This window comes from Candidatus Mycoplasma haematominutum 'Birmingham 1', assembly GCF_000319365.1.
Taxonomy (GTDB): domain Bacteria; phylum Bacillota_I; class Bacilli_A; order Mycoplasmatales; family Mycoplasmoidaceae; genus Eperythrozoon_A; species Eperythrozoon_A haematominutum.
Genome location: NC_021007.1, coordinates 1 through 12,604, shown reverse-complemented (window position 1 = coordinate 12,604; position 12,604 = coordinate 1). Strand labels below are relative to the sequence as shown.

Genomic DNA, 12,604 nt, shown 5'->3' with positions numbered 1-12,604 from the left:
CTAATTGATTAACTTAAATAATCCAAATTCTTTTTCACCTTTCTGAATCAAAAAATAAGAATCTTTACCAATATTTTTATCTAATTTTTCCTTATGATTTTTACACTGATAATCAAAACAATAAATGCATTTTTCATGCTCCACTAACCTTTTGGATTCACTATGAGAAAATGAAAGTCCCAATTTAATTAATATCTCTGAAAGATTTGGAAATTCTGATGCAGAATAAAAAGGTATTTCCTCTCCAATTAACTGTAATTGATCGGAATTCAAGTTGCTATTGGAAAACAAAAGTTGGGAAATTTTTTGAATTTTGGAAAATCTTAAGCTAGAGTAAATTTGGGAAAAAAAGTATTTTATCACTCGTTCCTTTAAAGTTTTAGGAGAGTCACATTTATCCAATTTAGCAGAATTATCAAAAATAAAACACGATAATTCTTTTATTTTTTCATCTGAAAGATTTCAAAAATATTGAAAACATTTATATGGAGGTGTTAAATTTTCACAGAGAAAAAGTGTATTTTTTCCACTTTTTCCAAACTTTTGTCCCTTAGAGTCGGTAAGTAAAGGTACTGTAAAGCCTCCAGTAAGGGCCAAATTTTTATTTTTCCTAATGAATTCCATACCGGTAGTAATATTTCCTCACTGATCTTGTCCTCCCATTTGAATTTGTATTCCTTCTTTTAAAAAAAGTTGATAAAAATCATAGGATTGTAAAACTGGATAAAAAATATCTTTCAAAGTTAATGTTTGATTTTTTAATCTGCACTTTAAAAAATCTTTAGATAGCAATTGAGATAGCTTAAAAAAATTTAAAGTTTCAGATAAAAAAGAAATAGAAAAATTGTTATAAAAAGTTGAATTTAATAATATTTTTGAGTTTGGAGAAAACTTAGATAATTGAACTTTTATTAACTGTAAATTTTTATTTTGTTCAGAAATATCCAATCTATTTCGATCCTCCTTTCTTAAAGAGGCATCTCCTATTTGAGTGGTAAAATCTCCAAGAATTATTACAGTTTTAATCTGATATTCTGAAGCTCTATTTAGTATTTGCAACAACAAAAAGTGTCCTCAATGTAAAGAGGGAGCGGTTAAATCAAATCCTATATAAATTCCTCCATTTGCATTTAATATCTTCCGGAGCTCCCCTTCCGGGGTGCTATCGTATATTAAATTTCTATTTTTAAGTTCTTTAAAAAAATCTCCCTTGTCTAAATTTGTAGAAATAAAAAATTTCTAAATTAAACTCAATTTTTGATTTAATTCACTAGTTCAATTAGAATAAATTTCCGAGATAGAACCTACTCCTTTAACATAAATATTTACTACTTGAGCGAGTAATTTAGAAATACTTATAACTTCTACAAAAGAAACATTTTGTACTAGTGGAACACAATCTGTTACTACAATTTTTTCAAATATTTTTTCAACATAAGCCTCTCTAAAAATTGTTTCTGCCTTCCCTGAAAATAAACCATGAGTAGCTCCGATAATCACTGATTTTGCTCCTAATTCCTTAAGTCTTCTAGCAGCTTTAATAACAGTCCCTCCTGTTCCAATAATGTCGTCAAAAATTAAACAATTTTTGAAGTTTACCTGACCATAAACATGCTGCTCTTGAATATCCCCTTCTTTACTTCTAATTTTCTCCATAATTACTATAGGAATGGAAAGTAAATTAGAAAGTGTTCTGGCTTTTTTAGCGGCGCCGAAATCTGGAGAAACTATCACAAAATCCTCAATCTTGTCTCTGTAATTATTCAAAAAATACTCAGCAAATAAATGTATTGAATAAAGATGATCTATTGGAATCCTAAAAAAACCCTCTATCTGATCTGAGTGTAAATCTAGAGTGGTAATCCTGCTGGCTCCAGAATTACTAATCAGATCAGATACTAATTTAGAGGTAATGGCAGCTCTTTCTTCAGTTTTTCTATCTTGCCTTGAATAAGCTAAATATGGAATTATCAAATTAATTTCCCTTGCTGAAGATCTTTTGCATGCATCAATAATTATCAATAATTTCATGAAATTTTCATTCACAGGTGACGACAAGCTATGAAAGATAAACACCTTTTTTCCCCTAACTGATAATTTTGGTTGAGCAAATATCTCTCCATCTGGAAAATTAATTAATTTCATCTCTGAAAAAGGAAAGTTAAATTTTTCTGACAATTCTTTCTTTAATAAATCAGAAATATTTATAGCAAAAAACAAACAATCATTTCTATTCTCAATCATTGTATAAATTAAGAAAGTATTCTACACCATCTAGAAATTCCTATAAAAATATTAGGAATGATCTTATTAGAATAAGAAAATTCTGAGGGATCCAATCTATGACTTTGCTCCAATCTAGATAAAAATATTTCAATACTTTTTAAACCTACTTGTTTACTTTTAATTAATAGAGCACTTTCAAAGTTGAGATAAAAAGATCTGTAATCCCAATTATATGTTCCAAAATAGACAATATCATCATCAAAAATTGTTAATTTTTCATGATTAAAACCAAAAAATTCATATATCTCTATATTTTCTGTCAAAAAATTAGTTAATACTTTTCTATGAACTCTTAATACTTTATCTTTTAAATCTGCCTCTTTAGGCAAAATTATTTGTACCTTCACTCCTGATTGACTGACAGTTTTTAAAGCATTTAAAACATCTTGAGGAGGATAGAAGTAAGGTGTAGATATTCTTATTATTTTTTTGGAAGAGTAAATTAATTGAACTAAATTACTTTTAATGGGTTGTCCTTCCAGGAGGGGTGAAGAATGGACTAATTGAATGGGTAAGTTTCCGTTTTTTTTGGTTTCCTTTGGAAAATAGTAACCTAAATGCAAAAGGGGATCTGTAGTCCTTTTGTCTCTATCTCTTATCATGTTTCACATGAAGGAAAATAACAAATTAAATGAACTAACGATCTCTCCCTCTAGAAACATAGACATTTCAACTGTGGGGAAAAATTTATCTGTAATATTGAAATATTCATCAGAAATATTGCAGCTGCCAAAAAACGCAAATTCACTATCAACAATAATTATCTTGTTGTGATTTCTAAAATTTCACCATAACTCTCCCTTCCTTGTCAATAAAGGATTAAAGATTTTATAGTTAATTCCTAAAGTATTTAATCTTGTTTTCATATGCGAGGATATTTTTAAAAAATTGCCTCAACCGTCAATAATTATTCTCACTTCCACCCCTTCCTGAATTTTTTTGGCTAAAAGTTTAACTAAATAATTAAATACATATCCTTCAGAGAAAATATAGTACTCAATATGTATAAATTTTTTAGCACGTTTAATTAAATTGGCAATGCAATTAAGGTGGTCTTTAGGCTTTTCAATTATTTTTAAAGAATTATTAATACTTAGAGGTCTATTTAAATAATTTTTGTTATATTGAATGACTCCGCTGACATCGTCACTTTGAAGAGTTATTTCATTTTTTTTACTGTTAAAAGTTTCATGAAAAATTTGATCTTCATAATTTTTAAATTTTTTTACGATTTCCCTGTATTTTTTCTGTAACTCATTGCTGATTTTGTCCATAAATATTCCAAAATATAGTATTGGAAATATAAAAGGCAAAACTAAAAAGGCGCAACAATAAAAATTAATTAATGCGTGACTTCTCTTGAAGTTACTATACAGTCTCAATACAACATAAATGGTTAATAGATAATTACCAACAAATGCTGTAGATAGCAATCCTGTTCGGGATCCCCCCTCAAGGGGGATCCCAGCTATTAAAAGACTAAAAAAACAGAGAGCTAGAAGAGATCCTAATCTTCGAAAACGCCTGAGAGAATTGGCACTATCTAATTCTCGAATTACTTATTTCGAGTCTCCCCTACTTTTGAGCATAGAAATCATTCTAGACTTATATGCTTCAACTCCTGGTTGATCAAATGGATTTTGCTCTAATAAATAAGCTGAAAACATTGCAGTTAGGCAAAGAAAGAAATAAAGATAACCAAAAGTATAGGCAGTTCAATTAGGTAGATACAAAATAATTACATTTACTCCTCTCAACTCATTGTGTGCTTTTACTGTTCCCATAAATGCTGCATAATTTATCTCACTAAGTGAAGCATTTCTCAATCAATCAATTCCGTCGTCATTGCCAAATTTGCTATCCATAATTTTCACCCTAGGATCATCATTAACCCACAAAATAGTTTCAAAAAATACCCTTTTACCTTCTTGAAGTAATTGACCTATTGAATGTAAATCGGGAGTAAAATCTAGGATTACTGGAATTAATCCCTTATCTGACTTTCCTTCCGATTCGGAAAATAATTGCTTCATTTTATGCAGTATTCCATTTAAATGAGGATCATATGAAATTAAACATTCAACATTTAAATTCAAATCATTAAAAAAGAAATGTCTATAAGCGGCGTATTGAAAAGGCAAATTTTTGTCATAATCCAAATGATAATAGTCTTCGTGACAATCTCTAGCACCTCTAATCAACTCTTCTCCAGAAATTCCTCTTAATATTGCTGGTACTAATCCTACTGGAGTCAAAGTAGAATATCGTCCTCCAATATTTTTTTCTATTTCAAATATATGATACTGGTGCTCTACTGATAATTTGTAAAGCAATCCTTCCCCTTTCGTAGTTATTGAAATAACATATTGGGAGTGTTCCTCACCTTCTTTTTCAAATAACAAATTTCTAAGTATTCTAAATGTAACCGCACTTTCTAAAGTTCCTCCAGACTTAGAAATAACAACTATTGCAAATTTTTGATTCTTAAGATGCTCAATTGTCGACTCAACACATCTATCTGCTACATAAGGTAAAAATATAAATTCCATGGGGGATTTGGGAAATCTACCTTCAACAAATTCCAAACATGCCTTACTTCCTAAATAAGATCCTCCTGTTCCTATAATTACCACTGTTTGAACTTTATTTCTAATTCAATCCTCCCGAATTTTTTCTGATTTTTGAAAAATTTCTGAATGATCTCTGAAAACTCAGGGCATCCATCCCGTCATTTCTATTCCTTTAGCACTTCCATATTGCATTTGCTCATGAATCTCTTTCAATTTAGGAAAATATTTCTTTTTCATAACATCCGACCCTATTGAAGGAATAAATCTTAAATCTAGTCTTATTAACATCTCTCTAAACCCCTAGTAACTTCTACCAAAATAAGCCAAACAATTGGCGGGTTGCTTACTGAATATGCAATTCACATTTATAGAATCTTTTGATTTCTCTCGTATACAACGTATTGAAAAGTTATATTTTTTTTCCCTGAAATTTAACTCATTTTCCCTAGAATCCTTTCAAGGGGCAATTACCACTTTACCTGAAGCAATTAAGTTAACTAAGTCATCTCAATTATTAGATTTTTCAATTAAATTATCAGAAAAATTTTTACTTCTTTGTAACAATTCTTTCTTATAAAGTTCTTTTTGCTTTATAACTTCTAAATCTATATCTTCTAATAACACTTTTTGTTTCTCTTTAGACAATCTCGACTTAATCACAATATGTTTGTTTTTTAATTCTTCTGTACCTATTACAAATATAAGGGGGATTCCTAGTTTTTCAGCTTTATTTATTTTTTTCCCAAAAGAAGCGGTTGATTTATCCCAATACAATCTATAACTATCTAGTTTTTTTTTCAGATAATTGGACACTTCCTCTATATCTTCCAAGGAGCATTCATTCAGAAAAAGAATAGCTATTTGCTCTCTAGATAAATCTCAAGGTAAAATAAGTCCCAATTCATCTTTATGCATTTCCACCACTGCTCCAATCAATCTTGTAGAACAGCCGGCTGATAATTGAATTAAAGGTTTTTCAATTCCCTTATCCGACAAATTTTTAATACTCATCAATTGAATAAAAAAACTTCCTAATAGGTGAGAAGTAGTCATTTGAAGTACCTGTCCATCAGGGAGAATACATTCATGACTTAAAGTTTCCTGAGCTCCAGGAAATCTCTCTAAATGGGTTTTTTCTCCTATAATGGGATAAATACAAAGTATTTCTTTAATTAATTTTTCATAAATTGAATGAATTTTTAAAAGATATTCTCTAGCTTCTTGATGATCCTCGTGAATAGAATGTAATTCTTGTCAATAAAATTCTTTACTTCTAAAAAGTAACTTAGTGTTCTTCTCTTCTCTATAAACAGAAGATCATTGATTTAATAAAATTGGAAGTTTCTCACTTTTTTCCCTTATTCTCTCACTGAAATAGTGAGAGAATAATATTTCGCTAGTAGGCCTTAAAGCTTGAGCGCTAGATACATTTTCCTTTTCAGAATGTAATCTAATAATTTCATCAAGATTAAGAGAATTGTGTAATTTTTGCTCTTCTAAGAATTTAGATCATGGAATTAGACTAGGAAATAATACATTTTGAACTCCTAATTTTTGGAATTCTTTATTTAAGAAAGATTGAATCGACTCCCATATATAACACCCCCTCGGGTGTAGAAAAAAAGTCCCGGACACTAGTCCAGGACTAACTAGCCTTCCTTCTAGTAGAAGAGTCTCATAATTTGCGAAATCTCTCTTCAAATCATTAAAAGCAATACTCCTATGTTTTTATAACACTCATAATTAAATCTCCTCTTTCCACTTTTTCACCATCTTTTTTATGAATTTCAACACTTTTATTTTCCATATTTTCATTTTGAACTAAAAGGGCAGATACATCACTTGTAGCTTCTTTTCTAATTATCTCTAAATTCATATTGCAAAGTGTTTCTTTTTCTTGCACTTTTTGACCTTGAGTTAAAGTTGTTTCAAAAGCTTTTTTCTCCAAGGGTATATTTACTGTATTTATTCCTAAGTGCAACATTACCGCAACTTGAGTTTTATCCTCTCTTATAACATAAGCGTGTTGGGTTTTAAACAAAACCTCCAAAGTTCCTGACAGGGGTACAATTACCAATCCATCTTCAAGGGGCTTCAATCCAATTCCAACTCCCATATAACCTTCAGAAAAACCTTCATCTGGTATCTTTTTCTGATCTACTACAACTCCACTAAAGGGGGCATAAATTTTGATTGACTCAAAAACTTCTGGAGCTTCTTTGTCCACCCCCAAAAAACTTTTAAATTTATTAAAAACTGAACTCATCTGTAAAATACTACCTCATTAGATTTTAAAACTCTTTTAGCTGATTTAAATCGCACTTAACTATTTGATTTCTTCCGAACAAATTTATATGAACAGTAACTATTTGATTTTTAGCATCTATTTCTCTTACAACTCCCCTTGTACCCATTTCTACAAGATAAACAAAATCATTGACCTTTAATGTTTGTAGAGAAACTGACCTGCGCTCAGACTCTTCGACAATTCCTGTATCAATAATTGGATCTCTAGCAAGACCATCTTTACTATATTGAAGGTCTTTTCCTTCCAACAACTTATCTCCCTCCTCCTCAATTTCGGTACTAAAATCTTGGCTCTTGGGAGTAACAAACTTAGAAACAGGTCCACTAATTATTTGATAATCCTTTACCTTGATATATTTGTTAATATCAGGCACTTCTGTTTTTACCGTATTTCTCATATTTGATATTTCTTGATCAGAAATCAAATTTGGCTTTGGAAAACCTAGAAAACCTATTCCTAATGCTCAACTATGTATTAGAGAAAAAATCTCATAGTCTTCCACCATTCTAAAAAATATAAAACATGGAAAAGGCCTTTTAACTTTTAAATTAATTTTTTTAAAATTTCCATTTTTAAGCTGAACTCATACTCCATTTTTACTATTTCTAAATTCTTTTTTAGGTAATTCTGAAGACTCTGAAAAGATTTCGTGACTCTCCTCAATCACAGTTTCTCTTATAGAAATAATTTCCTTAATAGAATCCTCTAGCTTACACTGTCGAACCTTATCCCATAAACTATCAATAACTCTCAATTCATTAGAAATATAAACTCTTGCAGAGAACCACTTAAACTGAGATTCTGGAGAGTCTGCTGCAACTCGATCTAACATATCTCTGTCAAAATCATCATTTTCTAACCACTGTTTTTTACCTTTTCTTAAAGTATTTAAGATTGACATAATTTAAGTATTTAAAACAACAATTCTTACTTTATTGTAATTTAAATTAAGTATTTATTTAAACGTTTTTAAGAAGTAAGAACCCCCATTAATAAGAAAACAAAATAGAAGAATACTACCAGTATTAGAGAAATTACTATTACAAAACTTGTTTCTCTTACTACTCTTTTTCGATCACATCAACGTATTCTATGGAAATTTTTAATAAATTCTTCGATAAATATAAGAGATTTATGTTTGAAATATCTGTAATGCATCTTAAATCAAGAATATTCATCTTTATTGACTTTTTCCGAAAGCTCAATAGATCGATTTTCCTCTTGTTCCATTTTTGTTTATATTTATAAAAGGACTAATTTTAGGATCTTTTCTGGATCCTCGAAGGATTAAATCTGCAGAATTAGTTTAGTGATAAAATACAACCTTGCCAAGGTTGAGTCGTGAGTTTGATTCTCATATTCTGCTCCAAAATTAACTTTTAAAAAAATCTAGTTTTTAGAAACTAGAAAAGTTTATAAGAATACTGCCTTCTTGGCAGTATTCTTTATTTTCTTAAATTTTTTCTACTCTTTTTAATTAAATTGGGTTTAAATTCTTAATATATTTTTAAATATTCTAAAAACTGAAAAAATAGTCTAATTTTCGTTTAATATTCTCAGTGTTAGACCCCTTAACTATCGTTTTTTGCAAAGTTTAGCATATTTTGACACTTACAAACAAACCTTACTATTTTCGATGTTTTCAGTTCAATTTTTTTAGAAATTTTCTAACTTGACTTATTAAATTCATTTGTAAAAACAAGACAATAAGAAAAATACAAATAAAAATAGCCGAACTTTTGGCACAAATAAGTAATCCTTATTCTGTTTGTCAAGCTCTTGCCAACGGAAAAGCTGTAATACTTGAAACAGATACAACTATTGGAATAATATCGCTCAATCCGAAGTTAATTTATCAGATGAAGCAAAGATCAGAAAAAAAAACTCATCAAATTTGTTTCTGGTATTGAACAAATTCCAGGACCTGTACCAGCTGAATTAAAACTCCTGCTTAAAAAATTTTGACCAGGACCCTTAACTGTAATTTATAAAGGAATCTCGTATCGCATGCCTAAAAATGAATTAATTTTAGGAGTAGTTAAAAAAATAGGTCCTGTTTATTCTTCAAGTGCAAATATTTCCAATCAAAAACCAATAGGAAACATTGGAGAGGCATGCCTAACATTTATAGATCATTTGGGAAAATTTTTAATGGTGCGATCTGCATGCAAGTCTTCAGGAATTCCTTCTACTGTTTATGACTACGACAATAAAAGAATACTCAGGGAGGGGGAAATCCCCCACTGAAGAATTTTTAGCTAATTAGCTAGTAGAAAAGTATCTCTTTCTATTAATATCTATTTTTGCTTCTTTACTTCCTACTTTAGAAATAGTAGAATAAATATCTTCTAATTCCAAGCTAATTTTTCTAATTTCCAATAGAATTATGTTTTTCTCTGCACATTCCCGTTGAAATAATAAAAAATTTAATCTACCATCAAATGTGCAAAATACTAAATTTTTTAGTACATTTATCGAATATTTTTCACTATATTTTTCCAATATCTTTAAACACTCTTCATTATCTGAAGTGGAAATCGCAAACTTATTTTTACTTTCCAGTAAAAGGTTATCTATATCTCCTGAGTAATAAACTTTACCCTCGGAAAGTAAAGTACAAGAATTGGAGTAAGCTGGTAACTCTGCCAACTCATTAGAAAAAACAATTACTGCCCTATCTTGGGTTTTCAACTTAACAAGAATGTCTAATAGTTCTATTTTTTCAGTATATTGAAGTCCTAAGAAAGGCTGATCTAAAACTAAAATAGGACAATCATAAGCTAAAGCAATCAAAATTTGAACTTTAATGATATCTAACAGAGGTAAATCTATTATCAAAGTTTTTCTCTTATCTTCTAGCCCTAAAGTTTTTAACTTTAATCCCAAATAACTCTTAATACAAGATTCTTCAATTCCTAAAATTTGCAATCTTGTATTTACGGTATCTTCAAGTGAACTAAATTGGTCAAATTCGTGGTCATGGCTTACAAATCCACAAACTTTAGAAATTTTTGCAATATCTCCCCGATAATTTAAAGAATTAAATAAAATTTCTCCCTCAAATTCTTCTCTAGCAGATAAACAATTAAACAAAGTGGTTTTTCCTGACCCAAAAGGTCCTACTATAAGGTGAAAATCTCCAAAATAAACTTTGAAAGAAACATTAACTAGAGAGGGAATGTTTTTATTTCCATAAAACTTAGTCAAATTATTAATCTCAATTGCTGGAAAATTAAGATCAAGTACTCCGCTTTTTGATAATTTCTTAAAGAAATTAAATGAACTTTCTTCAACCTTAAATAATTGTTCTAATTTAGCTTCAGAGTCTGCTTTATCATTTTCGAAAACACTAAAAACATTTTGATTCAGATACTCGCTTAATTTTTTACTTTGATCTGCAATTTCCTTATGTTCCTGTTTTAATTGCAGAAGATCATCCAACTTCACCTTACCTCTTTTTTCCATTTCTTCTACACTCATAAATCCTTAAGTTTTAGCTTTATTCAATATTTTTTTGATCAACTAGCTTCTCATTTATAAATTCAAAAAGACTCCTAATTAAAGGATAATTCATCCTCAAAGGTCCTATAATAGAAAGACTCCTAACCTTTTCTTTTGAATTTAAAACTGTTGTAGCTACGGAAATACCCTCGACTTCACTTTCTAAGTTTATCAATGTTTTGCCTGTTTTGAAGTAATTTGAATTCAATTGAGAAAAAGTAGAGTAATTCTCTAAAACGTTGAATATTTTTTCAAGACTTATTTGATTGTTTTTTACTTCTGGTTGTGAAATTATTGAATTCTTGTTATAAATCCTATAAAGTGAATTTTGTTTATTAACTACTCCTGAACAAATCTTTGTAATTATCTTTTCATAAACAAATTCATATTTATGTACACTACTCCTAATTTTTGGGAGCATTTTGATTATGGCTTCATAAATATCTGAGAGAGGACATCCTAAAAGATTTTCATTTAAAAGTTTTACACAAATACTTAAATCTTCTCTTTCCTTAAATTCTTCTATAACTATCTTGTCTTTATAAACTTCTCCCGATGAGGAAACTGCCAGTATTATAAACTCATCATCTGATATTTCAACTAAATCTAATTTTTTCAGAATTTCATTATTTAAGTTATTGACTCCAGAAACTACTATAGGCAAATTTAAAAAATTAGAAATTATTTCTGCGCTTTTATCTAATGTAACATCTATTGATTCATTTCTATCTGAAAATAATCTAACCAATTTTGACTTAATTTCAGAATTGACACTTTTTAAATTTCCCATTAAATCATCTATATAAATTCTGTATCCTTCCTTTGTAGGTATTCTACCTGAAGAATGATGTTCCTTTTTAAGTAATCCCTTATTTTCGAGGAAAAGCATTTCATTTCTGATAGTTGCTGAAGATCATCTATAAAACTTTTTTGATTTAACACTTAAGCTGCTAATTGCACCTTTTTCACTTATATACAATTCAATAATCATCTTCAAGATTTCTTTTTGTCTTTCATTCAATACATAGTTTTTTTTCTGCGAGAGAATCTCAAGAGAAATATTTGATTTTGAAGGAATCACCATTTTAACTGAAACTAAGAAAACCTTTTAAATTGAAATATTGTTTTTCTGTATTATTTTCTCAATCTCTTGTGAAGTGATTAAAGATTAATTGTCAGGGAATGAATTTAAGAATTGCAAATACTACAAATAAATCAATTGGGATATTTAAAGCTATTGCAACAAACATAAAAATATTTAGAAGATAATGTCAAGTCATAGTTTTGAAACATACTCAAGCATCTTTCTTCTGATCAATAACGTTATTTTTTAAATAATTTCTGTAATAATTATGCATTCTTTGATAAAGGTTTAGAGAAAAAAATATAACAAATGCAATCCAAAAGAAAAATGCAAAAATCATACCTTCAAAAATGAAATTATTTTCAAATGTGAATTTTTTACTTAAAGTCTTAAAAACGGCAAAACCAACTATTACAAAAAATACCACTAGAGATACTCCAAAACTTAAAACATTTCCAAGAGTTGATAGTAATTCTTTCTTAATTCTCAGAAAAGTTTTATTTTCATAAAGACCATAAGATAAAGAAAATCTATCCCATCTATTTCTTGTGTAAAAATATCTTGTTATAATTCGGAAATTTTCTAAAGTAAAAATAAATAAAAGACCATAAACATATCTTCTGTAATTTTGAAATGTGTTTTTAAATTCTTCAAAAGCTTTGGCTTTTTCCATTTTTCAAAATAATACCTCATTAAAGAAAAAACTAAAGTATTCAAAAATTCTAAAAGAAACAAAAAATCTTAAAACGTATTCTCAAAAAAGATTTCTTACTTTTGGAGCTACCGAAATTGCTATTATTATAGAAGAAACAATTATGAAAATTTGAGCAAATAATTTAAAGTTTTTTTCCCTTT

The 12,604-nt window shown here is 28.9% G+C and carries 11 protein-coding genes and 1 tRNA gene; 2 read left to right on the top strand and 10 right to left on the bottom strand.

Annotated features, from left to right (window positions below):
* The 7 genes from tyrS to nusG all read right to left on the bottom strand — a co-directional run bounded on the left by tyrS (position 1) and on the right by nusG (position 8,065).
* Complete coding sequence (tyrS, locus tag MHM_RS00070; RefSeq protein WP_043902072.1) at positions 1-1,218, bottom strand: tyrosine--tRNA ligase; 1,218 nt, start codon at positions 1,216-1,218, stop codon at positions 1-3.
* Between the two features lie 21 nt (positions 1,219-1,239).
* Complete coding sequence (locus MHM_RS00065) at positions 1,240-2,244, bottom strand: ribose-phosphate diphosphokinase (protein WP_015511395.1); 1,005 nt, start codon at positions 2,242-2,244, stop codon at positions 1,240-1,242.
* Positions 2,245-2,252: 8 nt separating this feature from the next.
* Complete coding sequence (locus MHM_RS00060; RefSeq protein WP_245529176.1) at positions 2,253-3,719, bottom strand: phospholipase D-like domain-containing protein; 1,467 nt, start codon at positions 3,717-3,719, stop codon at positions 2,253-2,255.
* Between the two features lie 126 nt (positions 3,720-3,845).
* On the bottom strand, positions 3,846-5,144 hold the full coding sequence (locus MHM_RS00055) for a glucose-6-phosphate isomerase (RefSeq protein ID WP_015511393.1): 1,299 nt from the start codon (positions 5,142-5,144) through the stop codon (positions 3,846-3,848).
* A 12-nt stretch (positions 5,145-5,156) separates the two neighbouring features.
* A complete protein-coding gene (locus MHM_RS00050) occupies positions 5,157-6,491 on the bottom strand; it encodes an aminoacyl--tRNA ligase-related protein (RefSeq protein WP_245529175.1) in 1,335 nt (444 codons plus the stop codon).
* Between the two features lie 85 nt (positions 6,492-6,576).
* Positions 6,577-7,122, bottom strand: a complete 546-nt coding sequence (locus MHM_RS00045; protein ID WP_015511391.1) for a PTS sugar transporter subunit IIA — start codon at positions 7,120-7,122, stop codon at positions 6,577-6,579.
* 25 nt (positions 7,123-7,147) lie between these two features.
* The gene (nusG, locus tag MHM_RS00040; protein WP_015511390.1) at positions 7,148-8,065 is read right to left on the bottom strand and encodes a transcription termination/antitermination protein NusG; all 918 of its coding nucleotides are present in this window, start codon (positions 8,063-8,065) and stop codon (positions 7,148-7,150) included.
* A 394-nt stretch (positions 8,066-8,459) separates the two neighbouring features.
* On the opposite strand from nusG, the gene MHM_RS00030 reads away from it, so the two are divergent.
* Positions 8,460-8,533 (top strand) — tRNA-Gly (locus MHM_RS00030).
* 485 nt (positions 8,534-9,018) lie between these two features.
* On the top strand, positions 9,019-9,426 hold the full coding sequence (locus MHM_RS03100) for an L-threonylcarbamoyladenylate synthase (protein ID WP_483771093.1): 408 nt from the start codon (positions 9,019-9,021) through the stop codon (positions 9,424-9,426).
* Here MHM_RS03100 and MHM_RS00015 read toward each other — a convergent pair whose 3' ends face one another.
* The 3 genes from MHM_RS00015 to MHM_RS02945 form a co-directional block, all read right to left on the bottom strand.
* Positions 9,427-10,644, bottom strand: a complete 1,218-nt coding sequence (locus MHM_RS00015; RefSeq protein WP_015511386.1) for an ATP-binding cassette domain-containing protein — start codon at positions 10,642-10,644, stop codon at positions 9,427-9,429. It lies immediately after the preceding gene.
* 19 nt (positions 10,645-10,663) lie between these two features.
* Entirely contained in the window at positions 10,664-11,749 is a 1,086-nt protein-coding gene (gene hrcA, locus MHM_RS00010) for a heat-inducible transcriptional repressor HrcA (RefSeq protein WP_015511385.1), read from the bottom strand.
* 1 nt (position 11,750) lies between these two features.
* On the bottom strand, positions 11,751-12,604 hold an 854-nt coding region (locus MHM_RS02945), incomplete at its 5' end, for a hypothetical protein (RefSeq protein WP_043902070.1).